23 protein-coding genes and 1 pseudogene are annotated in these 26,461 nt (G+C 64.5%); 15 read left to right on the top strand and 9 right to left on the bottom strand.

Annotated features, from left to right (window positions below):
* The first annotated feature begins 686 nt into the window (after positions 1 to 686).
* Positions 687 to 860 (top strand): hypothetical protein, encoded by a 174-nt coding sequence (locus EO156_RS24155; RefSeq protein ID WP_154666352.1) that lies wholly within the window; start codon positions 687 to 689, stop codon positions 858 to 860.
* On the opposite strand, the gene putA is transcribed toward EO156_RS24155, so the two are convergent.
* Complete coding sequence (putA, locus tag EO156_RS11245) at positions 857 to 4,057, bottom strand: bifunctional proline dehydrogenase/L-glutamate gamma-semialdehyde dehydrogenase PutA (RefSeq protein ID WP_016850960.1); 3,201 nt, start codon at positions 4,055 to 4,057, stop codon at positions 857 to 859. The two genes, EO156_RS24155 and putA, sit on opposite strands and share 4 nt — an antisense overlap.
* 277 nt (positions 4,058 to 4,334) lie before the next feature.
* Here putA and EO156_RS11250 point away from each other — a divergent pair, with 277 nt between their 5' ends.
* From EO156_RS11250 to EO156_RS11275, 6 genes are read left to right on the top strand one after another with little or no spacing between them, the layout of a single operon-like run.
* Positions 4,335 to 4,811, top strand: a complete 477-nt coding sequence (locus EO156_RS11250; protein ID WP_003484655.1) for a DUF2244 domain-containing protein — start codon at positions 4,335 to 4,337, stop codon at positions 4,809 to 4,811.
* Positions 4,812 to 4,827: 16 nt separating this feature from the next.
* Positions 4,828 to 5,805, top strand: a complete 978-nt coding sequence (coxB, locus tag EO156_RS11255) for a cytochrome c oxidase subunit II (protein WP_029829559.1) — start codon at positions 4,828 to 4,830, stop codon at positions 5,803 to 5,805.
* 38 nt (positions 5,806 to 5,843) lie between these two features.
* A complete protein-coding gene (gene ctaD / locus EO156_RS11260) occupies positions 5,844 to 7,448 on the top strand; it encodes a cytochrome c oxidase subunit I (RefSeq protein WP_005911527.1) in 1,605 nt (534 codons plus the stop codon).
* On the top strand, positions 7,429 to 7,602 hold the full coding sequence (locus EO156_RS11265; protein WP_003484652.1) for a hypothetical protein: 174 nt from the start codon (positions 7,429 to 7,431) through the stop codon (positions 7,600 to 7,602). The genes ctaD and EO156_RS11265 overlap by 20 nt, the downstream gene beginning before the upstream one ends.
* Positions 7,599 to 8,195 carry a cytochrome c oxidase assembly protein gene (locus tag EO156_RS11270; RefSeq protein ID WP_003484651.1) on the top strand — a complete coding sequence of 199 codons (597 nt, stop codon included), beginning with the start codon at positions 7,599 to 7,601 and terminating at the stop codon, positions 8,193 to 8,195. The genes EO156_RS11265 and EO156_RS11270 overlap by 4 nt, the downstream gene beginning before the upstream one ends.
* Before the next feature lie 38 nt (positions 8,196 to 8,233).
* A complete protein-coding gene (locus tag EO156_RS11275) occupies positions 8,234 to 9,109 on the top strand; it encodes a cytochrome c oxidase subunit 3 (RefSeq protein WP_005911522.1) in 876 nt (291 codons plus the stop codon).
* A gap of 96 nt (positions 9,110 to 9,205) precedes the next feature.
* Here EO156_RS11275 and EO156_RS11280 read toward each other — a convergent pair whose 3' ends face one another.
* A complete protein-coding gene (locus tag EO156_RS11280) occupies positions 9,206 to 9,424 on the bottom strand; it encodes a twin transmembrane helix small protein (RefSeq protein ID WP_003484642.1) in 219 nt (72 codons plus the stop codon).
* Between the two features lie 60 nt (positions 9,425 to 9,484).
* Here EO156_RS11280 and EO156_RS11285 point away from each other — a divergent pair, with 60 nt between their 5' ends.
* The 4 genes from EO156_RS11285 to cyoE are packed head-to-tail and all read left to right on the top strand — an operon-like array spanning position 9,485 to position 12,883.
* Positions 9,485 to 10,207 (top strand): SURF1 family protein, encoded by a 723-nt coding sequence (locus EO156_RS11285; RefSeq protein ID WP_005926993.1) that lies wholly within the window; start codon positions 9,485 to 9,487, stop codon positions 10,205 to 10,207.
* A gap of 27 nt (positions 10,208 to 10,234) precedes the next feature.
* A complete protein-coding gene (locus tag EO156_RS11290) occupies positions 10,235 to 10,810 on the top strand; it encodes a hypothetical protein (protein ID WP_016850735.1) in 576 nt (191 codons plus the stop codon).
* 10 nt (positions 10,811 to 10,820) lie between these two features.
* The gene (locus tag EO156_RS11295) at positions 10,821 to 11,984 is read left to right on the top strand and encodes a COX15/CtaA family protein (RefSeq protein WP_003484636.1); all 1,164 of its coding nucleotides are present in this window, start codon (positions 10,821 to 10,823) and stop codon (positions 11,982 to 11,984) included.
* A 2-nt stretch (positions 11,985 to 11,986) separates the two neighbouring features.
* Positions 11,987 to 12,883, top strand: a complete 897-nt coding sequence (cyoE, locus tag EO156_RS11300; RefSeq protein WP_016850736.1) for a heme o synthase — start codon at positions 11,987 to 11,989, stop codon at positions 12,881 to 12,883.
* Between the two features lie 249 nt (positions 12,884 to 13,132).
* On the opposite strand, the gene EO156_RS11305 is transcribed toward cyoE, so the two are convergent.
* The 6 genes from EO156_RS11305 to rpsU form a co-directional block, all read right to left on the bottom strand.
* Positions 13,133 to 14,713 carry a thioredoxin family protein gene (locus EO156_RS11305; RefSeq protein ID WP_016850737.1) on the bottom strand — a complete coding sequence of 527 codons (1,581 nt, stop codon included), beginning with the start codon at positions 14,711 to 14,713 and terminating at the stop codon, positions 13,133 to 13,135.
* 170 nt (positions 14,714 to 14,883) lie between these two features.
* Complete coding sequence (locus EO156_RS11310) at positions 14,884 to 15,930, bottom strand: bile acid:sodium symporter family protein (protein WP_005911511.1); 1,047 nt, start codon at positions 15,928 to 15,930, stop codon at positions 14,884 to 14,886.
* A gap of 99 nt (positions 15,931 to 16,029) precedes the next feature.
* Positions 16,030 to 17,778 carry a DNA primase gene (gene dnaG / locus EO156_RS11315; RefSeq protein WP_016850738.1) on the bottom strand — a complete coding sequence of 583 codons (1,749 nt, stop codon included), beginning with the start codon at positions 17,776 to 17,778 and terminating at the stop codon, positions 16,030 to 16,032.
* A gap of 83 nt (positions 17,779 to 17,861) precedes the next feature.
* Positions 17,862 to 18,905, bottom strand: a complete 1,044-nt coding sequence (locus EO156_RS11320; RefSeq protein WP_016850739.1) for a YihY/virulence factor BrkB family protein — start codon at positions 18,903 to 18,905, stop codon at positions 17,862 to 17,864.
* A gap of 484 nt (positions 18,906 to 19,389) precedes the next feature.
* Positions 19,390 to 19,836 carry a GatB/YqeY domain-containing protein gene (locus tag EO156_RS11330; protein ID WP_005911504.1) on the bottom strand — a complete coding sequence of 149 codons (447 nt, stop codon included), beginning with the start codon at positions 19,834 to 19,836 and terminating at the stop codon, positions 19,390 to 19,392.
* 264 nt (positions 19,837 to 20,100) lie between these two features.
* Positions 20,101 to 20,316: a 30S ribosomal protein S21 gene (gene rpsU / locus EO156_RS11335; RefSeq protein WP_002808376.1), complete on the bottom strand. Its 216-nt coding sequence runs from the start codon at positions 20,314 to 20,316 to the stop codon at positions 20,101 to 20,103.
* 276 nt (positions 20,317 to 20,592) lie between these two features.
* Here rpsU and tsaD point away from each other — a divergent pair, with 276 nt between their 5' ends.
* The 3 genes from tsaD to EO156_RS11350 all read left to right on the top strand — a co-directional run bounded on the left by tsaD (position 20,593) and on the right by EO156_RS11350 (position 24,512).
* Positions 20,593 to 21,651 carry a tRNA (adenosine(37)-N6)-threonylcarbamoyltransferase complex transferase subunit TsaD gene (tsaD, locus tag EO156_RS11340; RefSeq protein ID WP_003484605.1) on the top strand — a complete coding sequence of 353 codons (1,059 nt, stop codon included), beginning with the start codon at positions 20,593 to 20,595 and terminating at the stop codon, positions 21,649 to 21,651.
* Between the two features lie 105 nt (positions 21,652 to 21,756).
* Positions 21,757 to 22,113 carry a dihydroneopterin aldolase gene (gene folB, locus EO156_RS11345; RefSeq protein WP_005927009.1) on the top strand — a complete coding sequence of 119 codons (357 nt, stop codon included), beginning with the start codon at positions 21,757 to 21,759 and terminating at the stop codon, positions 22,111 to 22,113.
* A gap of 227 nt (positions 22,114 to 22,340) precedes the next feature.
* Positions 22,341 to 24,512: a glycoside hydrolase family 3 N-terminal domain-containing protein gene (locus EO156_RS11350; protein ID WP_029829557.1), complete on the top strand. Its 2,172-nt coding sequence runs from the start codon at positions 22,341 to 22,343 to the stop codon at positions 24,510 to 24,512.
* A 140-nt stretch (positions 24,513 to 24,652) separates the two neighbouring features.
* Here the strand turns inward: EO156_RS11350 and EO156_RS11355 are convergent.
* Positions 24,653 to 25,830: pseudogene (locus EO156_RS11355) on the bottom strand (PQQ-dependent sugar dehydrogenase).
* 182 nt (positions 25,831 to 26,012) lie between these two features.
* On the opposite strand from EO156_RS11355, the gene yiaA reads away from it, so the two are divergent.
* Positions 26,013 to 26,447 carry an inner membrane protein YiaA gene (gene yiaA, locus EO156_RS11360; protein WP_016850307.1) on the top strand — a complete coding sequence of 145 codons (435 nt, stop codon included), beginning with the start codon at positions 26,013 to 26,015 and terminating at the stop codon, positions 26,445 to 26,447.
* The last annotated feature ends 14 nt before the right edge of the window (positions 26,448 to 26,461 follow it).

Raw genomic sequence — 26,461 nt, forward strand, 5'->3', positions numbered from 1 at the left:
AACGCAGCTGCGCCGATGGTAGTGTGGCTCAAGCCATGCGAGAGTAGGTCATCGCCAGGGGCTTTACCCCGAATCCCTCAGTCCAATGGACTGAGGGATTCTTTTTTGCGCCAGCGCTGGACAGCACTGCGCGCAACGCGACTCACATCCCGCCACGCCGTGGCTGCGTCGGGGGGAGTTGGCGCATTGCGCCGCTTGCTGATCGGCGCCTCGGCACCGAGATCGCCCTGCTCGCGGCAACAGAGCCACGCCAAGTGTCCCGCACGGGTGTTGGCACGAAGCCTTGTAACGCAGCACTCGCAAATCCCTTGGAAAAGAGGCGCGCTCCGCCTCTCTGGGCGTCAACCTGCCTGGCCAATGCCAGACGCACGGTGCGGCAGTCGCTGTAGCCGATAACAGACATTGCCCATGACAGCCTCGCTTGGCCGACGTCCTTGCCCGCATATCCTTGACACAAAGGACGGCCTAAAGCAGATCGATCACGGCATCTGCGATGTTTCCCACATCTTCGATGAGACCAGATGCAAGGCACCAGTGGTAACACGACGCGCGGTGAAGGTGTCCGATAACTCTTGGATCGAATCCAGCGATGTACGCCATCAGGGCGCCCGCTTGGGAGCCGTCGATTCGAATAGCTGGCGAAGTGCGCCACGAACGCCCGCCCCTTGTTCGCCGAGCTGTGACCGATGCTCTGGATCGTTGGGATATCCACCACGACTGACAATCTGAAAAGCTGCGCCAGCCAACAAAAACCCCGCATGAGCGGGGTTTTTGTTGTTGTGCTGACAGTACATCTGGCTGCAATCGGTAATGACGAACCGAGCAGCGTGCAGACGCCGGCATCTGCTGGCCGGTATTAGTCACCCAAGGTCAATAGCGAGGCGTTGCCGCCTGCCGCGGTGGTGTTGACGGTGACGACCTTCTCGGTCGCGAAACGCAGCAGGTAATGCGGGCCGCCGGCCTTGGGGCCGGTGCCGGACAGGCCCTGGCCGCCGAACGGTTGTACGCCGACCACGGCGCCGATCTGGTTGCGATTGACGTAGACGTTGCCTACCGCCACGCGCGAGGTGATGCGGTCGATCGTCTCATCGATACGCGAATGGACACCCAACGTGAGGCCGTAACCGGTCGCGTTGATCTGCTCGATGACGGCATCGAGCTGGTCGGCTTTCCAGCGAATCACGTGCAGCACCGGCCCGAAAATTTCCCGCTGCAGCTGGGACAGCGATGTCAGCTCATAGGCGCGTGGAGCGAAAAAGCTGCCGTGTGCGGTGCTACCGTCCAGGGCGGTGCTGCCGATCAGACGCGCTTGCCGATCCATGCGTGCAGCGTGATCGTCGAGAATCTTGAGGGCATCGGCATCGATGACAGGGCCAACGTCGGTCGATGGCAGGCCCGGATCGCCGATCTTCAACTCACCCATCGCACCGGCCAGCATCGTCATGACCTTGTCGGCGATGTCGTCCTGGACGAACAGGACGCGCGCCGCGGAGCAGCGCTGCCCGGCCGAGATGAAGGCACTGGAAATGGCGTCTTTGACCACCGCTTCGGGCAGCGAGGACGAGTCAGCGATGAAGGCGTTCTGGCCGCCGGTTTCGGCGATCAAGACGCCGATGGCAGCATCGCGTGCGGCCAGGGTACGGTTGATGATGCGTGCGGTTTCGGTAGAACCGGTGAATGCAACGCCGGCAACGCGCGGGTCGTTGGTCAGTGCAGCACCAACGGTAGCGCCATCACCTGGCAGGAACTGCACAGCCGCTTCCGGTACGCCGGCTTCGTGCAGCAGCTTGACCGCTGCAAAGCCGATCAGGTTGGTCTGCTCGGCCGGTTTGGCGATGACCGTGTTGCCGGCCGCCAGCGCTGCGGCGACCTGACCGAGGAAGATCGCCAACGGGAAGTTCCACGGACTGATGCAGACAAAGACGCCACGCCCGTGCAGCTGCAGCTCGTTGGATTCGCCGGTCGGTCCAGGCAGGCGCTCCGGGGCACCGAACTGCGCACGCGCCTGGCCGGCGTAGTAGCGCAGGAAATCGACGGCCTCGCGGACTTCGGCCACTGCGTCGGGCAGCGTCTTGCCGGCTTCCTTGACGCAGATCGCCATGAACTCGGAAATGCGCGTTTCGAGCAGATCAGCTGCATGTTCCAGGATGGTGGCGCGGCTCGCTGCAGGTGTGCGGTTCCAGGCCGGCTGCGCGGCCACAGCGCTGGCCAGCGACTTCTGGACGGTGTCCGGATCGGCCGGGTGCCACTGTCCAACCGTCTCGCGGCGATCTGCCGGATTCAACACCGCTTGGCTGGGCGTGCTGATCAGCGCACCAGGCACCAGGGGCGTGGCCTTCCACGGTTTGATCGCGGCGTTGAGTTGCTCGGCCAGCTGGCGCAGATCGTTGTCGTTGGCGAGATTGGCGCCCATGGAGTTTTTCCTGTTCTGGTTCTGGCTACGCAGCAAATCGGCTGGCAGTGGAATCTTGGGATGCGGGATGGAAGTAAATGACGTCACAGCCTCGACCGGGTCGCGGATGAGGTCTTCGATGGCGACATCCTCGTCGGTGATGCGATTGACGAAGCTGGAATTGGCGCCGTTTTCGAGCAAACGTCGCACCAGATACGGCAGCAGATCTTCGTGCGAGCCGACCGGTGCATAGACGCGGCATGGCAGATCGAGACGATCGGCAGGAATCACTTCGGCATACAGGTCATCGCCCATGCCGTGCAGTTTCTGGTGCTCGTAGGTCTTGCCTGCCGCAATCGCACGGACTGCCGCAATGGTCTGCGCGTTGTGCGTGGCGAACATCGGGTAGAGCGCGTCGCTGTGCGCGAACATGCGACGTGCGCATGCCAGGTACGACACGTCAGTGTTCTGCTTGCGCGTAAACACCGGGTAGCCGGGATGCCCTTCGATCTGCGCGCGCTTGATCTCTGCGTCCCAGTACGCGCCTTTGACCAGGCGCACCGGAATACGTCGTCCGACACGGCGCGCCAGATCGGCAAGAAAATCGATCGTGTACGGCGTGCGTTTTTGATAGGCCTGCACGGCCAGGCCATAGCCTTCCCAGCCATCCAATGACGGGTCGGAGAAGGTGGCCTCGATGATGTCCAGCGACAGTTCCAGCCGGTCGGCTTCTTCGGCGTCGACGGTGTAGCCGATGCCGTACGACTTGGCCAACTGCGCAAGTTCCAGCACGCCCGGCACCAGCTCTGCCATCACGCGGGCGCGCTTGGCATGCTCGTAACGCGGGTACAGCGCCGACAACTTGATCGAGATGCTGGGCGCGGCAAATACATCGGTACCGACGAAGCTGCCGCTGCGGCCGATCGCATGAATCGCATCCCGATACGCCTGCAGATAGCGCTGCGCATCCTTCATGGTGAGCGCGCCTTCGCCAAGCATGTCGAACGAATAACGGTAGTTGGCGTTGTCGCCCTTGCGCGAACGCGACAGCGCCTCGCCGATGGTGCGGCCCATGACGAACTGATGGCCCATGATCTTCATGGCCTGGCGCACGGCCAGGCGAATGACCGGCTCGCCGACGCGGCCGATCAGGCGCTTGAAGGCGCCCGGCACATCGGCGCGGGTGAGGTCGTTGAGCTGTACCAACTGACCGGTCAGCATCAGGCCCCAGGTGGAAGCGTTGACCAGCACCGAATCGCTGCCGCCCATATGCTTCTTCCAATCCGCATCGCCAAGCTTGTCGCGGATCAGCTTGTCGGCAGTGTCCTGGTCGGGAATGCGCAACAGCGCCTCGGCCACGCACATCAGCAGCACGCCTTCTTCGCTGCCCAGGTCGTATTGGCGCATGAAGGCTTCGATGGCGCCTTGGTCCTGCGCACGCGCCCGCACACGGGTAACCAGATCGGCAGCGATCGCCTGCACGTTGGCTTGCTCAGCGACAGGCAGGCGTGCCTGGTCGAGCAATTCACGCACGTGCTCGGTTTCGTCCTTGAGCCAGGCCGCGGTGATGGCGGCACGCAAAGCGCCAGGTGCGGCGGGCAGTTCGGGCGCCAGCAGCGGGCGCGCAACTGAGGTGGAGGCAAGCGGGTCGAGCTGAGCGTTCATGCGAAAGGTGCCTTGGATTCCGTGCTCATTCTAGTGAGCCAAACGGCTCGCGCACTTGTGTGGAAGCGGCGGCTTTCCCGCCGTTTTGTGCATGCCGCCGGCGCAGGTGCGCGGTGCGGGGTGTCGGCACGACGATCGTCGTGAGACTTGGAAGTGATTGAATTTAGACGCACTTTTAGCTGCACTGCAGCAAATTTTTGATCGCCGGAAATGCTTGCCGCATGCGTTGGCGCGGGTCTACCATCGGGCTATTCCCGCAGTGCGCTGCGTGCTGTTTATGATCGAAGTGCTGCCGTTGATGTCCGGAGGGGTTGGGACGCAGCTGCGGTTGCGGCCTCCGCGGGCACTGTCGGCCAAGCAATTCGTGCAGCTGTTCGCAGTGTTGGCGGGAACGATGTGGTTATTTGCAGGCCTGGGGTGGTGGACCGGCAATGCGTTCGCGCCGGTTTTTGCCCTGGTACACAGTGGTGTGGTGGCGCTGGCGCTACGGCAGTTGTGGCGAAGTGGCGAGCGCGAAGAAGCGATCCGGGTGGGGGAGGCCGTTGTCGAGGTGTTTCCGTCCGGGCATGCGCCACCAGCGTTCCAGGCACATCCGCACTGGGTGCGGCTTTGCATAGAACGCGATGACAGGGTGTTGCTGGTCAGCAGCGGCAAGCAGATCGAGATCGGAAGTTTTCTCGGGCCGGCCGAACGTGTGGAACTGGCAACGACGCTCAAACGCTTGCTCGCGGCCGCCAATGGCCGTCACCGATGACGTAAGGGTCTAGGCAATGACGCAACGCAGCAGCTGGAAGTCGATCAACACCTGCACACAAGTAGGCCTGGCGATGGCGGCGCTGTTGAGCGCGCCGGTGGCCTGGGCGCAATCGGCCGATCCAAAGGAATGGCAGCTCAACATGGGGCGCGGGGTGACCCAGACCGCGCGCATGGCCTACGAGGCGCACATGGTGGCGCTGTGGGTGTGCGTGGCGATTGGCGCGCTGGTGTTTTCGGCGATGGGCTATGCGATGTTCAAGTTCCGCAAGTCCAAGGGCGCGGTGGCCGCGCAATTCAGTCACAACACCACCGCGGAAGTGCTGTGGACGGTGATTCCGGTCCTGGTGCTGATCGCGATGGCGTGGCCGGCGACGGCGAAACTGATCGCGATGTACGACACCCGCGAATCGGAAATGACGGTCAAGGTGACCGGCTATCAGTGGATGTGGAAATACGAATATCTGGGCCAGGGCGTGGAATTCACCAGTCGCCTGGCACGCGAATCCGATCGCATCCGCCAAAGCGGCGAGCGCCCCACCGCAGCCTCGCAGCCGCATTATCTGCTGGATGTCGACAACCGCCTGGTGCTGCCGGTCAATACCAAGATCCGCTTCGTGATTACTGCCGACGATGTGATCCATGCCTGGTGGGTGCCGGCGCTGGGATGGAAGCAAGATGCGATTCCCGGCATCGTCAACGAAGCCTGGACCAACATCGAGCAACCGGGCGTGTATCGCGGGCAGTGCGCCGAGTTGTGCGGCAAGGATCATGGCTTCATGCCGATCGTGGTGGAGGCGCTGCCCAAGGCTGACTTCCAGCGCTGGCTGGCGTCGCGTCGTCGTGCGTCAGGCACGGCGCCGGGAGCGGCGCCTGCGGCGCCAGCCGCCGCACCGACGCCGGCCAGTGCACCGGCCGCTCCGGCCGCTCCGGCAGGTGACGCCGCGCCTGCCGCGGTACCGGCCCAGGCCGCAGCACCGACCGCCGCTCTCTAATCGCCCGCAACCGCTCGCTTCGCAGAGGTCATTCCGTCATGGCGCATACCGCAGTCGATCACCACGGACACCACCAGCCCGGTTTCGTCGAGCGCTGGTTCTTTTCGACCAATCACAAGGACATCGGCACGCTGTACCTGCTGTTCTCCTTCGTGATGTTCATCATCGGCGCGGCGATGAGCGTCGTGATTCGCGCCGAATTGATGCAGCCCGGCCTGCAGTTCGTCAAACCGGAATTCTTCAACCAGATGACCACCGTGCATGCACTGGTGATGATCTTCGGCGGCGTGATGCCGGCTTTCGTCGGCTTGGCCAACTGGATGATCCCGTTGCAGATCGGTGCACCGGACATGGCATTGCCGCGCATGAACAACTGGTCGTTCTGGTTGTTGCCGGTCGCCTTTACCCTGCTGCTGCTGACGCTGTTCCTGCCGGGTGGAGCGCCAGCCGGTGGCTGGACGCTGTACCCCCCGCTGTCGCTGCAGGGCGGGTACAACGTCGCCTTCAGTGTGTTTGCGATCCATGTGGCCGGCGTCAGTTCGATCATGGGCGCGATCAACATCATCGCCACCGTTCTCAACATGCGCGCGCCGGGCATCGATCTGCTGAAGATGCCGATCTTCTGTTGGGCCTGGCTGATCACCGCGTTCCTGCTGATCGCGGTGATGCCGGTGCTGGCCGGCGCAGTGACGATGTTGCTGACCGACAAGTTCTTCGGCACCAGTTTCTTCAACGCGGCCGGCGGCGGCGACCCGGTGATGTACCAGCACATCTTCTGGTTCTTCGGGCACCCGGAGGTGTACATCATGATCTTGCCGGCGTTCGGCGTGGTCAGCGAAATCATCCCGACCTTCAGCCGCAAGCCGCTGTTCGGTTATCAGGCGATGGTGTACGCCATCGCAGCGATCGCGTTCCTGAGCTTTATCGTCTGGGCGCACCACATGTTCACCGTGGGCATGCCGCTCGGTGGCGAAATCTATTTCATGTTCGCCACCATGCTGATCTCCATCCCGACGGGGGTGAAGGTCTTCAACTGGGTCAGCACGATGTGGAAAGGCTCGCTGACCTTCGAATCGCCGATGTTGTGGGCCGTGGCGTTCGTGATCCTCTTCAGCATCGGTGGTTTTTCCGGCTTGATGCTGGCGATCGTGCCAGCGGATTTCCAGTATCACGACACCTACTTCGTGGTGGCCCATTTCCACTACGTGCTGGTGACCGGTGCGGTGTTCGCGCTGATTGCGGCGGTGTACTACTGGTGGCCCAAGTGGACCGGGCGGATGTACAACGAGACCTGGGCCAAGGTGCACTTCTGGTGGACGATGGTATTCGTCAACCTGCTGTTCTTCCCGCAGCACTTCCTCGGCTTGGCCGGCATGCCGCGGCGCATTCCCGACTACAACGTGGTGTTCGCCGACTGGAATCTGGTCAGTTCGATCGGTGCGTTCGGCATGTTCGTCACGCCGTTCCTGATGGCCGCGATCCTGCTGTCCTCGTTGCGGAGTGGCGCGCGGGCACAGGCGCGTTCCTGGGAAGGTGCCAAGGGCCTGGAATGGACGGTGCCGTCACCTGCCCCGGCGCATACCTTCACCGTGCCGCCGGTGATCAAGCCTGGAGATCTTGCGCATGAAGACATCGGCCACTGAGTCCGCCTCGGAGCCGGCGGTGACGCGTTTGCTCTCTGCTGCGGAACGGCAGGCGCAGCAGCGCCGTGCGGTACGCCGTACCGCAATCACGGTCGGCATCATCGCGTTGCTGATCTATGCAGGCTTCATCGCCTCGGGAGTCATCGGGCGGTGAGTGCACGCGCGCCCGCACATGCACCAACCGCCGGCTTGTTCAAGCTGCTGGGCGTGGTGCTGGGCGTGTTTGTGCTGACGTTTTCCCTGGTGCCGCTCTACCGCATCGCCTGCGAGAAAGTGTTTGGCATCCGCATGGAGCGTGCGCCTGGCAGCACGCGCGCAAACGCGGGCGCGCCACCTGCCGCCGGCAAGCGCACGGTGCGCGTGGAGTTCGATGGCGGGGTCAATTCCAAACTGCCGTGGACCTTCCATCCCGAACAGATGACGATGGATGTGGTGCCGGGCGAGCTCAACGAGGCGCTGTATTTCGCGCGCAACGATGGCGCGCGTGCGGTGGTGGGCAGTGCGGTGCCCTCGGTTGCCCCTGCACGTGCGTCGGGCTACTTCAACAAAACCGAGTGCTTCTGCTTTACCGCGCAGACCTTGCAAGCCGGCGAAACGCGCGACATGCCGCTGCGTTTCATCGTCGACCCCGCACTGCCGCCGGAAGTCACCACGATTACCTTGTCCTATACGTTCTATCGCAACGACGCGCTGACCTCGGAACTGCAGGGCGGCGGCACGTCTGCCGCGCCGCGCGCCGCACCCTGATTCTTCATCCACACGCACCACGACACGGAAGCAACGCCATGGCCGATCACAGTCCCAACGCCGACGCGTATTTCGTCCCGAGCCAGAGCAAATGGCCCTTTGTCGGGTCGATTGCGATGTTCGTGATGATGATCGGCGTGGCCAGCTGGCTCAACGACGCCGCATGGGGCCGCTGGACCTTCTTCGCCGGCGTGGCGATGCTGCTGGCGACGTTGTTCATGTGGTTTGGCGACGTCATCCGCGAATCCAATGCCGGGCACTACAACCGCCAGGTGGATGGCTCGTTCCGCATGGGGATGGTGTGGTTCATCTTCTCCGAGGTGATGTTCTTCTGCGCGTTCTTCGGTGCGCTGTTCTACACGCGTGTGCTGACGCTGCCCTGGCTGGGCGGGGAAGGCGACGGCGTGATGACCAACGAACTGCTGTGGAATGGCTATTCCGCTGCCTGGCCGACCAATGGCCCGGGCACGATCGGTGGGCAGTTCCAGACCATCCCGGCCTGGGGCCTGCCGCTGATCAATACGCTGATCCTGCTTAGCTCCGGCGTGACCTTGACCATCGCCCACCACGCACTCAAGGGCGGGCGCCGTGGCGCGCTCTTGTTATGGCTGGGCTTGACCGTGCTGCTGGGTTGCGTGTTCCTGTTCTTGCAGGCCGAGGAATACATCCACGCCTATACCGAGCTCAATCTCACGCTGGGCTCGGGCATCTACGGTTCGACGTTCTTCATGCTGACCGGCTTCCACGGCATGCACGTGCTGCTGGGCACGATCATGTTGGCAGTGATGTGGCTGCGCGCGGCGAAAGGGCACTTCAGCCGCGACAATCACTTCGCTTTCGAAGCGGCTGCGTGGTACTGGCACTTCGTCGACGTGGTGTGGCTGGCGCTGTTTTTGTTCGTGTATGTCCTTTGAGAATCGGGAGTCGGGAGTCGGGAATCGGGAATCGCCAGAGCGAGGCTGCTTTTGACTTTTACGATTCCCTACTCCCAATTCCCCTTTCCCGGCTCCTCAGCGGCCGAGCCCATGCGGCTTGATCCAGCCGGTATAGATGCCGAGGATCACGATGGCGATCAACGCCACCGATAGGCCGATGCGCCAGGTCAGGGCGTTGACGGTGCGCTTGGTCTGGCCGCGGTCGGTCAGCAGGTAGTAGAGGCCGGCGCCCAGGTTCCATAAGATCACGATCAGGAAGGCGACAATCAGCAGCGTCTTGAGCGAATCGTTCACAACAGCCCCGGGTGCAGTCGGCGTGGTGATGGCATTGCACGCCTTTTTGCGTCGCTTGTCATGACGCGCAAGCACACGGCGGTGTTTGGCTGGTGCTTGGCGCTGCTAGTGAGCGCGGGTTTTGCGGCGCTTGGGCATTGGCAACTGCAGCGGATGCATAGCAAGCAAGCCTTGCTGGACCGTGCCGCACATGTGCGAGACACCACGCTGCCCTTGGGGCAGGCGCTGGCGACGCCGAATGAGTTGGCATGGGTGCGTGGAAGCGTTCGTTTCTTGCCGCAACTGGTCTTGCTGGACAATCAGCTGCATGACGGACGTGCCGGCGTGCGCGTGTATCAGCTGGCAGCGCCAGAAGGCGTATCGACAGGCGTGCTGGTGGATCTGGGCTGGCTGCCATTACCGGCCGATCGGCAGTTGCCCGGCATCGTTGCGCTGAAAGGCGTGCAGACGGTGCAGGGTCTCTTGAGCGCACCGCCGTCGGCGGGATTGGCGATCGGGCCGGCGCTGGCGCCGGGGGCTGCGGCGCAGACCTGGCTGGCCACCCGACTGGATCTGCAGGTCCTACGCAGCACGCTTGGCAGGCGCGACATTTCGTCGCAGGTCTTGCGCCTGGACCCTGCACTGCCGGTTGGCTACACACGCGATCTGGACATGCTGCCAAACACCCTGCCGCCCGCGCGGCACTTGGGTTATGCGGTGCAATGGTTCGGGCTGGCCGCTGCGGTCCTGGCGACCGCAACGCTGCTGACATGGCGTGCGCGCCGCCGCAGCCGCAGGCACTGACGCCTGCGGCATGAGAAAATCGCTGTCATGACCTCCTCCACATCGGCCACGCCGCATTCGGTCAAACGCGGCCGCAGGATGCTGATTGCCCTGGCGGTGCTGTTCTTCGGCTCGATGTTGCTGGCCGGCGTGCTGCGCTTCTCCGGATGGCAGCCGGCTTCCATGCGCAACAACGGCGAACTGCTGAAGCCGCCTGCGGATCTGCGGGCGCTGGTGCCGGTACGTGCGAGCGGGCAGCCCTATGCCTGGGGGCCGAGCGAGCGCATCTGGCGCATTGCAGTGGCGCCGCCGGCCGATTGCACGCAGCAGTGCGTGGCCTTGGCCGCAGAGCTGGACAAGGTATGGCAACTGCTCGGGCATCGTGCCGACAAGGTGGAGGTACTGTGGATCGGTGCGCCGCCGGCGGGGCTGCCGCCGATGCCCGCATTGCGCGTGCTACGCGACGATGCCCCCTTGCGCCAGGCATTGCCGCGCGGCACCGATGCGGCCGGCGTGCCGGTGTATGTGATCGACCCCAATGGCTTTGTGATCCTGCGGTATGCCCCCGGCTTCGACCCGGCCGGCCTGCGGTCGGATCTGGTCAAGCTGCTGAAACTGATGTGAGCCCGTTTCGATGAACCTGTTTGCGCCACCGGCGTTGTTCCGTCACTTCCATCGCATGGCCTGGCTGGCCGCGCTGTTCACTGCGAGCACGATCCTGTTCGGGTCGTTCGTGCGGTTGTCCGACGCCGGCATGAGCTGCCCGGACTGGCCCACCTGCTACGGCCGTGTGACCTGGCCGCAGACCAGCGACGAAGCCAATACGCACGTGGCCAGCAAGATCCGCCCGCTGGAATCGCACAAGGCCTGGCGCGAACAGGTTCACCGTTTCCTGGCCGGTGCGTTGGGCGTGGAAGTGTTGGTGTTGTCGTTGCTGGCGGTGCGTCGCCGTCGCATGGGCATTGCCCAGGTGGTGTCGGCTGCGGTGCTGGTGGCGTTGTCGATCCCGCTCTACATGTCCGGCTGGCACGCCACGGCGTTCGGCATGGCGATCACCGGCGAGGCCATCCTGCTGCTGGCGGCATTGCGCTGGAGCAACATCGATCTGGCGCGCGCAGCGGTGCTGACGCTGGCGGTGGTGATCTTCCAGGCCTTGCTGGGCATGTGGACGGTGACGTTGCTGCTCAAGCCGATCGTGGTGATGGGGCACTTGCTGGGCGGTATGCTGATGTTCTCGCTGCTGGTGTGGATGGCCTGGCGTGCGACGCATCTGCCGATCACCCTGGCCGATGCATCGCGCTTGAAGTGGCTGCTGCGCCTGGGCGTGGCGGTGCTGGGTCTGCAGATCGCGCTCGGTGGCTGGGTCAGCGCCAACTACGCCGCGCTGGCGTGCGGCGGCGGCAGCTGGTCGGCCGACAACTTCCCGCGCTGCGTCAGCCAGTGGTGGCCGCCGCACGATTTCCGTGAAGGTTTCACGCTATGGCGCGGCATCGGGGTGGATTACGAAGGCGGCGTGCTGGACGGTGCGGCACGTATCGCGATCCAGATGGCGCACCGGCTATGGGCAATTGCGACCGCGCTGTACTTATGGTGGCTGGCCTGGCGCTTGTCGCGCTCGCCGGGCATGCGGGTGTGGGCCGGCGCATTGGCGCTGCTGGTGGCCGTGCAGGTGACCCTGGGCATGCTCAACGTGAAGCTGGCGCTGCCGCTGGAGGTCTCGGTCATGCATAACGGCGGGGCGGTGGCGTTGTTGTTCGTGCTGGTCTCGCTGCTGGCGCGGCTGCGCGCGCCGGAGTGAGCATGGCTGTCAGCGCACGCGATTATTGGGATCTGACCAAACCCAAGGTGGTGGCACTGATCGTGTTCACCGCCTTGGTGGGGATGTTCCTGGCTATTCCCGACATGCCGACCTGGCTGCAGGTGCGCACCGGCGCGCTGGGCTTCCTGGGCATCTGGCTGGCCGCCTCGGCGGCGGCGGCGATCAACCAATTGCTTGATGCCAAGATCGACGCACAGATGGCGCGCACCTCATGGCGCCCGTTGGTGGTGGGCAAGGTGCGGCCCTGGCAGGTGCTGGTGTTCGCCGGCGTGCTGATCGTGATCTCCATGACCGTTCTGGTGGTGTGGGTGAATGTCATCACCGCCGTGCTGACCTTCGCCTCGCTGATCGGGTATGCGGTGATCTACACCGTCTACCTGAAGCGCGCGACCTCCCAGAACATCGTGATCGGCGGCCTGGCCGGCGCCACGCCGCCGATGCTGGGCTGGGCCGCGGTGACCGGGCTGCCGACCAGCGCCGACTGGATCAATGCCTCGTTGCTGGTGCTGATCATCTTCATCTGGACGCCGCCGCATTTCTGGGCGCTGGCAATCTTTCGTCGCGCCGATTACGCCAAGGCGGCCATCCCGATGTTGCCGGTGACCCATGGTGTGCCGCATACGCGCAAGCAGATCCTGGTCTACACCGTATTGCTGGCGATCGTGACCTTGGCGCCGGTGGCGGTGGGCATGAGCGGGATGTTCTACCTGGGCGGCGCAGCCGTGCTCAATGCGGTGTTCCTCTGGTACGCGTGGCGCATGCTGAACCCGCCGGACGAACTGTTTTCGATGAAGATGTTCGGGTACTCCATCGTGTACCTGATGGCGTTGTTCGCCTTCCTGATGGTCGATCATCTGCTGCTGCCGTGGGTGCGCTAGTCGCTGCACTGATACGCGCGGCAACGCGGTGGTCTGCCGCCACTGACTGCGTCGCAACCAGCGTATGGATGGATCACGTCTATAGCGCGCCTGCAGCGCCTGCGGCGCGTGGCGAAAGATCGCCGGATGAGGCGCCGCGTGCGGCGCGTCGAGGTCACCAGCGGCGTCCACGTCAGCAGGCGCCGCGGTTTGCGGCTTGCAAGCTTCTGATCATCACGCGTTGCCAGCACACGGCAGCGCTGTGACGACTCAACTCAGCCAACTGGCGCACTCGCTGGTAGTTTTGCTGTTGCAGCTGGACTGCATTTTCTGTTGCAGACGTGCCAGCACTGCGCTGCCTTCGCGGCGGTGCTGCTTGCTCCAGGTCTTCAGTGCGGTGCCGAGGGTGGTGAAGCGCTGACGGGTACGTTGCCGGTAACCATCCGGTTGACCGGCCAACTCGCCAATCACCTGGGCGGCGGCGCTCTCGATGCCGGCAGTGTCGTCCGGGCTGAGCCGGATCAGCCCATCTACGTACATCACGCCCCACTGCACGCGTGTGGCGGGTCCTTGCGCGCTGTCGTAGGCCCGTTTGAGCCACAACAGGGCGGTCTTCTTGTCGCCGCGTTGTTCGGCCAGATCGGCCAATTCGGGCATGTAGTAGTACGGGCTCTTGCTGCGCGACAACTCGGCCAGCAGCAATTGCTCTGCCGCGCTGCGATCGCCGACCTCGCTCAGCAACGCGGCGGCCGTGCTGATGGTGGATTGGCGCTCCTCGTCGGTCTTGGCCGTGTCGGTGGCCCACTGCACGCGCTGGTGCACGACCTCCACCACGTCTTTCGGCAGCGGCGGTTGCGGGCCTTCGGCTTCGGTTTCGGTGGGCTGGCCTTGTGCCAGGCGTGCCAGCTGGATGCGCGCATACGCGGTGCCAAGCCGGTCGGAAATCGGCAATGAAGGATCGGCGTAGACCTTGTCCAAGGCCTGATTCAGTGCGTTGGAGAGCGCGCTGCGCACGCCGGCTTCATTGCTGGCGGCGGTGACCAGGCGCGCCGGCACATAGTTCAGCGTGCCGAGATTGGCGCGCACTTCTGCCGGGTCGGCCAACACTGTTTCCAGCAGCGTGCGATTTGCGCTGCTGGCAGCCGGCGGGTGTTTGGCGGCACTGATGGCGGCCAGGGCGAAGCTGCGTTGCAGTGCCGGCTGTGGCGCCGATGCCGAGAGCCGGGTGAGCACGTCGGCGGCGTCATCGGGTTTGACCAGCCGGTCGTCGGTGCCCCAGGCATAGTTGCCGAGCACGGCCCAGTCGTCCGCGCTGAGCTGTTGCGGCGTGTGCAGCGCCTTGTCGAGCAGTTGCTGGGCGGTGCTGGTGCTCTTGGCCGCAACCCGCAACACCTCAGCCAGGCGTGCGTTATCGGCATCGCCGGCCAGCCGGGTGATTTCGCTGTGATCCGAGCGCAGCACGATGATGGTGGGATAGCCCTTGACCCCGAAGCGCTCGCCCCAGGCCTGCGCGCCTTCGGAATCGCCGTCCAGGTGCACGGCGACAAATTGCTGGGTGCGCGCGATGAAGGCCGGATCCTTGAACAGCGTGGCCTTGAGGCGATTGCAGGGCGGGCACCAGGCTGCGCCCCAATACAACAGGATCGGCTTGCCGCTGTCCTTGGCTTCGGCAAAAGCGTCTTCCACATCGCCCTCGCGCCAGGCGATGCCGGCAGCGGCTGTCGGCGTGGACGCTGTCTTGGGCTGTGGGGGCGCCGCAGGCGGTGCTGGTTTGTTGCAGGCGGCCAGCGCAGCCAGCACTGCCAGCAGCGCGATCAAGGATGGGGAAGGGCGTCGCAGCGACAGCATCATGGCAAATCACCGTGGGGCGGCAGGAGGTCGATCACGCACTCTAGCGGCCGCTGGCGGACCAGGGCCGGAGTGCGTCATAACTGTTGTACATCTGCTTACAACCCGGATTTGCGGCGATGCGAACTGCTGTTACGCAATGCGCAGCGGGCAGGCGCTGGCGCGGCGCATCGTCAATGGCGCTCGGTTGCGCCTTGCGGCTGGCCCGAGGCACCGCGCGCATAACGTGCGGCCACAACGGCGCAGACGATCAGCTGCAGCTGGTGATACAACATGATCGGCAACACGATCGCGCCCAGCCCGCCGCCGGCAAACATCACCTTGGCCATCGGCACGCCAGTGGCCAAACTCTTCTTCGAGCCGCAGAAGACGATGGCGATTTCATCGGCGCGGCTGAAGTGCAGGCGCCGCGCGATGCAGGTGATCGAAAGCATCGCCATGGCCAGCAACAACGCTGCAGCGCCGAGTACCGCCAGCAGCGCAGGCAGTGGCGTCTTCTGCCACAGCCCTTCGTTCACCGATGCGCTGAAGGCGGTATAGACCACCAGCAGAATGGTGCCTTGATCGGTGTAACGCAGCACGGCGCGATGGCGTTCGACCCAGCCGCCGATCCACGGACGCATGAAATGGCCGGCCAGAAACGGCACCAGCAATTGCAGCAGGATCTTGCCGATCGCCTCGGCCGGATGCGCCATCGCGCCTTGGCTGCCGACCAGTGCGCCCATCAGCAACGGGGTGAAAAACACGCCCAGCAGGCTGGAAAGCGAAGCCGCGCAGACCGCAGCCGGCACATTGCCGCGCGCCATCGATGTGAACGCGATCGAGGACTGCACCGTGGACGGCAGCGCGCACAGGAACAGCACGCCGACATACAGCTCCGGCGTCAGTACCAGATGCGCCAGTGGTTTGAACAACAGCCCAAGTAACGGGAACAGGACGAAGGTGCAGCCCAGAATCACCAGATGCAGGCGCCAGTGCAACGCGCCGGCCTTGACCGCTTCGCGCGACAGCCGCGCGCCGTGCAGGAAGAACAGCGCCGCGATCGCCACGTCGGTGACATCGTCCATGACCGCAGCAGCCGTACCCGAGACCGGGAGAAACGAGGCCAGTGCGACCGTGCACAGCAGCGCGAGGGTGAAGGGGTCAATGCGCAACCGCGCCAGCAGCTTCTTCATCGAGATCCAACGGTAGCGCGCGATCTTGCGCCTGGTATGGACCATTCTACGATGCGTGCTGTGGCATCGACGCCACCGTTCACGCCTGAAACGGCCCGGCGGTGCGCGATTGCCTTGCGCTGCATCCAGCCGCACAGCGCTGCATCACGACGCTGCGAGCGCCTTGAGCAGTTCGCGCATTTCGTATTTGTCGGTGTCGTCCAGCCCTTGCGCGCGCTGTTTGGCCTGCAGCTCTTCCACGCGCTGACGCAGCAACTGCTTGTCGAGTTGCGCGACGACGTCATGCAGCTCAAGCGTCCAACTGTGTTCGTCGCCGGGAAGCTCCTGCGCCGCCAGCTTCTGCAAGGCAGCGAGTTCCTCGCGCTCGGCGAAGTGCTCCAGCAGCGCGCCCGTGCTGATTTCCGGGCGTTGCCGGACCAGGTCCAGCAATTCCATCAACAAGTCGATCCCGGGCAGGCGCAGCCCGGAAAAATCATGCACGCCCTCCAGGCTCATCGCCAATGACGGCCGTTGCAGCAGGATGGCGATGGACGCACGCACCAGGCTGCGTTTCTGCGTGGGCGCGCCCATGCGGGCAGGCGGCCGCGGCCTGGGTGCGGGCTGCTGCGCAGACGCATTGGCGCCAACCCCGGTCAGGCGCGCCAGTTCCTGTTTCATCAGATCGCCGAATGCGCCCTCGGGGATTTGCGCCAACAGCGGGCGCGCACGTTCGGCCAGGCGCGCCTTGCCGTCCAGCGTGTGCAGGTTGATCTCACGCGACATCTCGTCGAAGAAGAATTGCGACAGCGGCGTGGCCTGTTTCAGGCGCTGATCGAAGGCCTGTGCGCCTTCCTTGCGTACGATGGTGTCCGGGTCCTCGCCATCGGGCAGGAACAGGAAAAACGCCTGGCGGCCATCCTTCATGCGCGGCAGCACCGATTCGAGCGCGCGCCAGCCGGCCTTGCGCCCGGCGTTGTCGCCATCGAAACAGAAATACACATCCGGCGCGTTGCGGAACAGCAGCTCGGCATGTTCGGGCGTGGTGGCGGTGCCCAGCGTGGCCACCGCCTGGGTGACGCCGAACTGGAACAGCGAGACCACGTCCATGTAGCCTTCCACCACGATCAGCCGCTCGATCTTCTGATTGGCCTGCCGCACCTGCCACAGGCCGTACAACTCGCGGCCCTTGTGGAACAGCGCGGTTTCCGGCGAGTTGAGGTACTTCGGCCCCGGGTCGCGGCCATCGGCCGGCGCGCCCATGATGCGTCCGCCGAAGGCGATCACGCGGCCGCGGCGGTCGAAGATCGGGAACATCACCCGGTCGCGGAACTTGTCGTACACATGGCCGCGATCGTTCTTGGAAAACAGCCCGGCGCGCTCGAGCACGCTCATGCGCCGCGCATCGGTGCCCAGGGTGTCCTTCAATGCGCTGTAGCCGTCGGGCGCATAGCCGATCTGGAAACGCGCGCGGTTGTCGGCATCCACGCCGCGCCCGTCCAGATAGTCGCGAGCGCGTCCGCTGCCCTCGAGCTGACGCTGGAAGAACTTGGTGGCCGCTTCCAGTGCCGAGTACAGCTCGCGGCTGTCGTCCTGCTGTTGCGGCGTGCGTTGCTGCGTCTCGCGCGGGATGTCCATGCCGGCGCGCTTGGCCAGCTCATCGACCGCATCGAGAAATTCGAGGCGGTCGTAATTCATCAGGAAACTAATGGCGGTGCCGTGCGCGCCACAGCCGAAGCAGTGATAGAACTGCTTGGTCGGCGACACCGTGAACGAGGCCGAACGCTCGTCGTGGAACGGGCAGCGCGCCGAATATTCCTTGCCCTGACGCTTGAGCGGCACGCGACCGCCCACCACCTCGACAATGTCGGTGCGTGCAAGCAGTTCGTCGATAAACGCGTCGGGGATGCGGGCCATCCCGCTAGGATATCCCAGCGGCCTGCCAGTACTTCGTCGCCCCCGCCGACGAGGCCGGGGAGGCCGGCACTGCAGCAGAGTCCTCAGCCGCGTGGCAGCGCGTGCGACTCCGATGCTGAAGATGCAGGCGCTGCATCGGCAGGCGGCACGATCACCGGCGGATGTTCCGGATCCACGCCCGCCTCGCGCAGCTTGCGATGCGAGCGCACCCGCTCGTCGATCACCGCGGTGATCAAGGCGCCGACGAAGAACACCACCGAGGCGTAGTACATCCACACCAGCAGGATGACCAATGTCCCCATCGAACCGTAGGCGCTGCCCGGCGCTGCGGTGGCGATGTACACGCCGATGGCGTAGCGGCCCAGCGCGAACAACACCGCGGTGATGACGCCGCCCAGGAACGCCTGGCGCCAGTCGACGGTGCGATCGGGCAGGTAGCGATAAAGGAACGCGAACGCCAGCGAGTACAGGGCCAGCGTGGTCACGTAGCCGACTGCCGGCAGGACCGAGGGCAGGCGCGCAAAGACCACCTGCAGTGCGGTGGTGGCAATCATCGACACGATCAGCAAGAAGCCCAACGCCAGGATCACCCCGAACGAGAACACCCGCTTCTGCAGCCAAGCCATCAAGCCGTCCAGGCGTTGCTTGTCGGTGCGGAAGATCAGGTTCAAGGCGTTCTGCAACTGCGCAAACACCGCCGTGGCGCCGATGAACAGCAGTAGCGTGCTCCATACCCCGGCCAGCGAGCCAACGCCAGGTTGATCGGTTGCATTGCGAATGACGGTCTGCGCGACTTCGGCCGCGCTGCCGCCGGCCAATTGCCCGATTTGCTGCACCAATGCTTCCTGCGCTGGCGGATAGAGCGAGGCAGTCAGCCACAACAGCAGCACCAGCAACGGGGCCAGCGACAGCAGCGCGTAGAACGACAACGACGCCGCCTGCGTCATCACGTCGATCTCGATGAAGCGGTTCAGCAGCGCCATCGGCACGCTCCGCTGCAGACGGCTCAGATGCTTGTGCAGATAGGCGGAGGAAAGCGTCGTCACCGGTGGGAGGATCCTTGGCGCATACCGTTGGCGCGGAGGCGACGTCAGGGCAAAGACGGTATGCGGAAAGACCTTGCCCATGCCTGCGCTGGCGTACCCGTTCTAGCAGGGCCGGATCGAAGGACGGGTGAAAGCGCGCACGTGTTGCGGGCTAAGCAGCAGGCGGCGCACCTGATATGCGCAGTCTGTTGCGCGTCGTGAGCAACGCGCGCGGCGTGTCTGTCAGCGCGTTCAATGTGCGCCAGTCGCCGGTGCACCTGTAGGGCCGCGTGCTTGGCACTGCCGGAGTCCACGCGACGACCGGGACGCAGACTGTGCAGAGCGCTTCGGCCGCATGCTGGGCCATGCGCGTTTGAACGAGGGCGCGCGCCCTGCCCGATGCGTTGCGTGTCGCAGATGTACAACGGCCTTGGCGCTCCAGCGGCGTCTTGCAACATCACTGCGCGTTAAGAGGTCCGCCTTCCACTGGAAAAGCCGCTCGGTGGTGCGGCAGGCAGTGCCGCACTCGCCGCACTCGCCGCAGTGCCCTGGCCGTGGCCGTGGCACAGGGCGCTGCGGCGATCGATCAGCCTGCCAGCTGCTGCTTGACCAAAGTCGAGACCAGGCCCATGTCGGCCTGACCGGCCAGCTTGGGCTTGAGTGCGCCCATCAGCTTGCCGATATCCGCCGGGCTGCTTGCCCCGGTCTCGGAGATCGCGGCCCGGATGGCAGCCACGATCTCGGCTTCGCCCATCTTGGCCGGCAGATAGCGCTCGATCACCACGATCTCCTCGCGCTCGATCTGCGCCAGGTCATCGCGCGCGGCGGCTTCGAACTGGGTGACCGAGTCCTTGCGCTGCTTGACCATCTTGTCCAGCACGGCGATCACGGCGGCATCGTCCATCTCGATGCGCTCGTCCACTTCCTTCTGCTTGATGGCGGCGTTGATCAGCCGGATCACGCCCAGGCTGTGCTTGTCGCCGGACTTCATGGCGGCCTTCATGTCATCGGTGAGCTGCTGCTTCATGGACATGCGGTAACTCCTGAGTGTAGGTATCGAGTGGTGGACAAGGCGCCTAAGCGGGCTGGGTACCTCGGCCGAACGGGGGGCAGGGCGTGCGTGGAGAGATGCCTTGCAGCGCCTCGCGCGTCGCGCGGATTGCTTAATGTCTCCAGTGCAATGCCGTGTAGCGGACCAATACAAAAAGCCGGCGACGCTTGCGCGTGCCGGCTCTTGGGTTCGCTCCCGATAGGTCGCGCCTTCAGCGCAGACCCATCGGCAAGGAACCGCATTCGATCAGTACAAGCGCTGACGCTTGGTGACGTCGCGCGAGGAACGACGCAGCTGACGCTTCACGGCAGCGGCAGCCTTACGCTTACGCTCCTGGGTCGGCTTTTCATAGAACTCGCGCTTGCGGGTTTCGGCCAGCACGCCGGCCTTTTCGCAGGTGCGCTTGAAACGACGGAGCGCAAATTCGAAGGGCTCGTTCTCGCGGACTTTAACGCTGGGCATGTGTTCTCCAGAAATGGGATTTCCGTCCGGGAGCCCCGGGCGGGTGCGAGCGGACTCGCGTGACGGAATTTCCGGGTTGCCCCGGCGAGCCGCGCATTATAACGACTTGCCGACGACCTGCAAGCCCCTGGCAGAATTTGCAGCCGCGACGCGAATAAAGCATGCGCCTGGGCCATATGCGGCCGGCACGGTAGGGCGATGCAGCATCTTGCCATCGGCCGATCTGCGCAGCACAAAAGCTGCGAAAATAGTTGCATCTCCCCATGCCGAGCTGCCGTGAAAGTTCTTGGGATCGAATCATCGTGCGATGAGACCGGCGTAGCGGTCTACGACACCGAATTATCCGGCGTGCCAGCGCTACGCGCGCATGCGGTCTACAGCCAGATCGCGCTGCATGCCGAATACGGCGGCGTGGTACCGGAGCTTGCCAGCCGCGACCATGTGCGCAAGCTGCTGCCGCTGATCCGCCAGACCCTGGGCGAGGCCGGGCTGCGCATCGACGAACTGGATGGTGTGGCCTACACCGCGGGGCCGGGGCTGGTCGGCGCATTGCTGGTCGGTGCCGGCGTGGCGCGCTCGCTGGCCTGGGCATTGGATGTGCCGGCGATCGGCGTGCACCATATGGAAGGCCACTTGCTGGCGCCGTTGATGGAAGACGACCCGCCGCAGGCGCCGTTCGTGGCCTTGCTGGTATCCGGCGGGCATACCCAACTGGTGTCGGTGAAGGCGCTGGGCAGCTACCAAGTGCTGGGCGAGACGCTGGACGATGCGGCCGGCGAAGCCTTCGACAAGACCGCCAAGATGATGGGCCTGCCGTACCCGGGCGGCCCGCAGCTGGCCGCCTTGGCCGAAACCGGCACGCCGGGGCGCTATAAGTTCGCGCGGCCGATGACCGACCGGCCCGGCCTGGATTTCAGTTTCAGTGGGCTCAAGACCCAGGTGCTGCTGGCCTGGCGGTCCAGCGACCAGTCCGACACCACCCGGGCGGACATCGCGCGCGGCTTCGAAGACGCGGTGGTGGACACCCTGGCCATCAAGTGCCTGCGCGCGCTGGACGCGGCCGGCTGCGACACCCTGGTGGTGGCCGGCGGCGTGGGCGCAAACAAGCGCCTGCGCGCGCGCCTGCAAGAGGCTGCCCAGCGCCGCGGCGGCCGGGTCTGCTTCCCGCGCCCGGCCTTGTGCACCGACAACGGCGCGATGATCGCCTTCGCCGGCGCGCTGCGGCTGCAGGCCGGTGAGCATGCGGATGCGGCGGTGCATGTGACGCCGCGGTGGGATATGGCGGCGCTGCCGCCACTGGCGGCGCAGGAATCGGGAGTGGGGAATCGGGAATAGTGAAGAGTGAAGAGTGAAGAGTGAAGAACTCTACTCCGATCCTATCCGTACGTGCGCTGTTGTCTTTGCTCCTACCAATTCCCTATTCCCGACTCCCGATTCCCCATGGATAAAGTGTTTATTGAAGGTCTCGACATCGATGCGCTGATCGGCATCTACGATTGGGAACGGCGTATCCGGCAGACCTTGCGGTTCGATCTGGAAATGGGCTTTGACAACCGCATTCCGGCGGCCAGCGACGACATCGCCGACACGCTGAACTACAAGGCGGTGAGCAAGCGCCTGATCGAGTTCGTGCAAGCCTCGGACTTCGGGCTGGTGGAGACGCTGGCCGAGCGCTGCGCGGGGCTCGTGCTGGACGAATTCGGCGTGCACTGGCTGCGGTTGAAGCTGAGCAAGCCGGGGGCAGTGCGCGGCGCGCAGGCGGTGGGCGTGATCATCGAGCGGGAACGCGCCGCCTGATTGTCGCGAACCGCTCGCCTGGCTGGCTTATCGCTGCATGCTTGGATCCCGGAATATCGACGGTTGCGGCGGCCCAGGCGCTGCGCCGCTGCCGCTCCGGCGGGCAACATGCCGTGCAACCGGCCTCTACAAATCCCCAATCTCGAATCCCGGCCTTCAAAACTTGCCTCCCCGCAGGCGCGTCAGGCTAGAATTGACGGCCATGTAAACGTTTTCTCAAGGATCTCATGGCTGCTGATCGCATCGAAACCCTGATTGCCCGGATGACCGTCGAAGAGAAGGTCGGACAGTTGGGTGTGTTCGCCGACATGGTGCGGCCGTTCGCGCCGGACGTGAATCCCGAGGCCAACGTGCTCAATGCCGACGAGGTGTTGCAGCAGGTGCGCTTGGGTCGGGTCGGCTCGCTGTTCAATGGCGTGGGCGCCGCGCTGGGCGTGCAGATCCAGAAAGTCGCCGTGGAAGAGAGTCGCCTGGGGATCCCGGTGATCCTGGCCGCCGACGTGATCCACGGCATGCGCACGGTGTTCCCGATCCCGCTGGGCGAGGCGGCCAGTTTCGAGCCGGCGTTGGCCGAGCGCACCGCGCGCGCCACCGCGATCGAGGCCACCGCTGCCGGCCTGCACTGGACCTACGCGCCGGCCGTGGACATCGCGCGCGACCAGCGCTGGGGCCGTGGCGCCGAGGGTGCCGGCGAAGACGTGATGCTGGGCGCGGCCTTTGCCGCTGCCCGTGTGCGCGGGTTCCAGGGCAGCGACCTGACCGCCCACGATTGCCTGCTGGCCACGCCCAAGCATTTCGCCGCCTATGGCGCAGTGGCGGCAGGCATGGAATACAACACCGTCGACATTGCGCCGCAGACGCTGCGCGATGTGCATTTGCCGCCGTTCAAGGCCGCCTTCGATGCCGGCGCATTGACCGTGATGTCGTCCTTCAACGACATCAACGGCGTACCGGCCAGCGCCAACCATGAGTTGCTGACCGAGATCCTGCGCGGGGAATGGCAGTTCCCCGGCGTGGTGATTTCCGATTACACCGCCGACATGGAATTGATCGCCCATGGCTATGCCGCCGACGAGCGCGACGCGACCAAGAAGGCCTTCCTGGCCGGGTTGGACCTGAGCATGCAAAGCGGCTTTTATGCCGCGCATCTGCCGTCGCTGGTGGAAAGCGGCGAGGTGCCGATGGCCACGTTGGATGCCAGCGTGCGGCGCATCCTGCAGCTCAAAGAAGCGATCGGGCTGTTCGACAATCCGTATCGCTCGCTGGACCCGGCGCGCGAAGCCGACACCACGCATCTGCCGGCGCACGATGCGCTGTCGCGCGACGCGGCGCGGCGTTCGATCGTGCTGTTGAAAAACGAAGGCGGCGTGTTGCCGCTGAAGAAGAGCGGCCAGCGCATCGCGTTGATCGGCCCGTTCGTGCAGGACCGCGAAAACATCGAGGGCTGCTGGACCCTGTTCGGCGACAAGGAACGCTACGTGACCCTGGAGCAGGGCGTGCGTGCGGTGGTCGGCACCGAAGATCTGAGCGTGGTGGCGGGCTGCGGACTGGAAGAGGCGCTGCCGGGTGGCATTTCCGCTGCGATCGATGCGGCGCAGGCGGCCGATGTGGTGGTGCTGGCGTTGGGCGAGCCGCAGCGTTTCAGTGGCGAGGCGCAATCGCGCACCGAGATCACCTTGCCGCCGGCGCAACAGGCACTGGCTGAAGCGATTGCAGCGACCGGCACCCCGATGGTGGTGTTGTTGCGCAATGGTCGCGCGCTGGCCTTGGGTGGCGCGGTGCGCGATGCCGACGCGATTGCCGTGACCTGGTACCTGGGCACGCAGACCGGTACCGGTGTGGCCGATGTGTTGTTCGGCGACTACAACCCGTCGGCGCGTCTGCCGATCAGCTTCCCGCAGGCGACCGGGCAGCAACCTTATTTCTATAACCATCTGCGCACCGGGCGCCCGGAATTGCCGACCCTGTCCGAGTACAAGGCGCGTTGGCGCGAGATGCCAAACGAGCCGTTGTATCCGTTCGGGCATGGCTTGAGCTACACCACGTTTGCGTATGCGCAGCCGCAGTTGAGCGCGGCGCAACTCGGCTGGGATGAGGCGCTGACCATCACCACGCGCGTCAGCAACACCGGCAAGGTCGCCGGCGAGGAAGTGGTGCAGTTGTATGTGCACGATCGCGTGGCCAGTCGCGTGCGTCCGGTGCGCGAACTCAAGGGGTTTCGCAAGGTATTGCTGCAGCCCGGCGAGAGCCGGGACGTGGTGTTCACGCTGGAGCGCGATGCGCTGGCATTCACCAACCACAAGGGCGTCTTCGGTGCGGAGCCCGGTCTGTTCGATGTATGGGTGTGCGCGTCGGCCAAGAGCGGCGAGGCAGTCACCTTCGAGCTGCTGGAACGCTGATAGAAGCGCGCTTGGCACACTTGGCTACAGCACGAAGCGCCCGCTGACGTCGTGGTCAAACGCGATGACGACTGTCCAATGTCGCCATCGCCCTTGCCGGTGCAGCGCATCGGATGCACCGGCTTATGCTGCGGAATCGATCAGGCGTCGTTTTCGACCGCGGCCTTGCTCTTGGGCGTGAGTTCAGCAGACGCCCGGTACTGCCACTGGCTTCGTCTTCCAGTAGCCAGAGCGCGCCGTCCGGGCCTTGCTCCACTTCGCGGATGCGTGCGCCCATGTCGTAACGGGCCACTTCGCGCGGCTGGTCACCCAGCGACACCTGCACCAGCGCCATCGACGACAGCCCACCGATAAAGCCATTCCCGCGCCATGTCGGGAACTGCTTGCCGCTATAGATCACAAAACCTGCCGGCGAAATCACCGGCGTCCAGCTGATCTTGGGCGCGGCGAACTCCGGGCGCGTGTTGTGATCGGGGATCGGCGTGCCGTCATAGTTGTCGCCGTTGGAGACGATCGGGTAGCCGTAGTTGGCGCCACGCTGGATCAGGTTCAACTCATCACCGCCGAGCGGACCCATTTCGTGTTCCCACAGGCGGCCCTTGCTGTCGAAGGCCAGGCCAAGAATATTGCGATGGCCCAACGACCACACCTGCGCAGCAACGCCGCCTTGCGCAACGAACGGGTTGTCGGCCGGCACGCTGCCGTCGTCGTTGAGCCGGATCAGTTTGCCGAGGTTGGCTTTCATGTCCTGGGCAGGAGTGAACTTCTGCCGTTCGCTGGAGCTGATCCACAGCTTGCCATCGGGCCCGAACGCGAGCCGATGCCCGAAATGACCATTGCCGGTGACTTTGGGGTCCTGGCGCCAGATCACTTTCAGGTCCGAGAGCGTGCCGCCGCCGGTTGCATCCAGCGTGAGCTTGGCGCGCGCCACCGCAGCGCCGCGCGTGTCGCCTTCGCCCGGCTCGGCATAACTCAGGTAGACCAGCCCGTTCTTGGCGAAGCGCGGATGCGCCAGAACATCGCCGAAACCGCCTTGACCACCGTAGGCAACCGTCGGCACTCCGGTGACGGCGCTCTTGCGTTTGGTCTTAGTGTCCAGGCGCATCAAGGCGCCGCGCTTTTCGCTGACCAGCAAGCTGCCATCGGGCAGGAAGGTCATTGCCCAGGGTTCGTCGAAATCGGCGACCGTGGTGGCCTGAAATGGCCACTGTGCTTTGGGGATGGAGGCCGCGGGGGCGGCTGCGGGCGCGGCAACTGCAGTGCCGGCAGTGAACAGGCTGGCCGAGCAGGCCAGGGCAAGCAGACGACGGACAGACATGGGGTCCTCCTGGGGATGGGCACGGTACGCTGCAGCCCTCCCGCAACGTGTCCCGCGTCGGGTTTTCAAGTACCTTACACGACGTCGCCGGGGTCGCCCTTGTTGCAGATCACTGTCTGCAAGACGCCCGCGTCTCACATCGTCGTATGTCGTGCATCGTTCCACCATGAAAAGGAGTTTCCATGGCCACGCAAAAAACCTCGCCTGCTTTTGTCGCCGCATCCTGGGCCGCATTATTGCTGGGCGGTGCGGCGTATCTGGTGGGTTTGTGGAATGCCCAGATGTTGCTCAACGAGAAAGGCTACTACTTCACGCTATTGTTGTTCGGTTTGTTCGCCTCTGTCTCGTTGCAGAAAAGCGTACGCGACCGCGCAGATGGAATTCCGGTGACCAGCTTGTACTATGCCATCTGCTGGTTTTCGCTGATTGTTGCGTTGGTGCTGCTGACCATCGGCTTGATCAATGCCACGCTGTTGCTGAGCGAGAAAGGATTTTACGCAATGGCCTATGCGCTGAGCCTGTTTGGTGCAGTTGCGGTACAGAAGAATACCCGCGATGCGATGGAGGTCAGTGACGCATCGCGTAGTGCGCGCAACGTGCCGCCGGTACTGGACTGATACGCTAAAGATCG

The organism is Xanthomonas sp. DAR33341 (assembly GCF_003992815.1).
GTDB classification, from domain to species: Bacteria; Pseudomonadota; Gammaproteobacteria; order Xanthomonadales; family Xanthomonadaceae; genus Xanthomonas; species Xanthomonas cissicola.

What these genes read in the sequence shown, in the direction of transcription:
- EO156_RS24155 (WP_154666352.1), top strand. Translation starts at nt 687, where the DNA reads ATGCTCTGGATCGTTGGGATATCCACCACGACTGACAATCTGAAAAGC.
- putA (WP_016850960.1), bottom strand. Translation starts at nt 4,057, where the DNA reads ATGAACGCTCAGCTCGACCCGCTTGCCTCCACCTCAGTTGCGCGCCCG.
- EO156_RS11250 (WP_003484655.1), top strand. Translation starts at nt 4,335, where the DNA reads ATGATCGAAGTGCTGCCGTTGATGTCCGGAGGGGTTGGGACGCAGCTG.
- coxB (WP_029829559.1), top strand. Translation starts at nt 4,828, where the DNA reads ATGACGCAACGCAGCAGCTGGAAGTCGATCAACACCTGCACACAAGTA.
- ctaD (WP_005911527.1), top strand. Translation starts at nt 5,844, where the DNA reads ATGGCGCATACCGCAGTCGATCACCACGGACACCACCAGCCCGGTTTC.
- EO156_RS11265 (WP_003484652.1), top strand. Translation starts at nt 7,429, where the DNA reads ATGAAGACATCGGCCACTGAGTCCGCCTCGGAGCCGGCGGTGACGCGT.
- EO156_RS11275 (WP_005911522.1), top strand. Translation starts at nt 8,234, where the DNA reads ATGGCCGATCACAGTCCCAACGCCGACGCGTATTTCGTCCCGAGCCAG.
- EO156_RS11285 (WP_005926993.1), top strand. Translation starts at nt 9,485, where the DNA reads ATGACGCGCAAGCACACGGCGGTGTTTGGCTGGTGCTTGGCGCTGCTA.
- EO156_RS11290 (WP_016850735.1), top strand. Translation starts at nt 10,235, where the DNA reads ATGACCTCCTCCACATCGGCCACGCCGCATTCGGTCAAACGCGGCCGC.
- EO156_RS11295 (WP_003484636.1), top strand. Translation starts at nt 10,821, where the DNA reads ATGAACCTGTTTGCGCCACCGGCGTTGTTCCGTCACTTCCATCGCATG.
- cyoE (WP_016850736.1), top strand. Translation starts at nt 11,987, where the DNA reads ATGGCTGTCAGCGCACGCGATTATTGGGATCTGACCAAACCCAAGGTG.
- EO156_RS11305 (WP_016850737.1), bottom strand. Translation starts at nt 14,713, where the DNA reads ATGATGCTGTCGCTGCGACGCCCTTCCCCATCCTTGATCGCGCTGCTG.
- EO156_RS11310 (WP_005911511.1), bottom strand. Translation starts at nt 15,930, where the DNA reads ATGGTCCATACCAGGCGCAAGATCGCGCGCTACCGTTGGATCTCGATG.
- dnaG (WP_016850738.1), bottom strand. Translation starts at nt 17,778, where the DNA reads ATGGCCCGCATCCCCGACGCGTTTATCGACGAACTGCTTGCACGCACC.
- EO156_RS11320 (WP_016850739.1), bottom strand. Translation starts at nt 18,905, where the DNA reads ATGGGCAAGGTCTTTCCGCATACCGTCTTTGCCCTGACGTCGCCTCCG.
- EO156_RS11330 (WP_005911504.1), bottom strand. Translation starts at nt 19,836, where the DNA reads ATGTCCATGAAGCAGCAGCTCACCGATGACATGAAGGCCGCCATGAAG.
- rpsU (WP_002808376.1), bottom strand. Translation starts at nt 20,316, where the DNA reads ATGCCCAGCGTTAAAGTCCGCGAGAACGAGCCCTTCGAATTTGCGCTC.
- folB (WP_005927009.1), top strand. Translation starts at nt 21,757, where the DNA reads ATGGATAAAGTGTTTATTGAAGGTCTCGACATCGATGCGCTGATCGGC.
- EO156_RS11350 (WP_029829557.1), top strand. Translation starts at nt 22,341, where the DNA reads ATGGCTGCTGATCGCATCGAAACCCTGATTGCCCGGATGACCGTCGAA.
- yiaA (WP_016850307.1), top strand. Translation starts at nt 26,013, where the DNA reads ATGGCCACGCAAAAAACCTCGCCTGCTTTTGTCGCCGCATCCTGGGCC.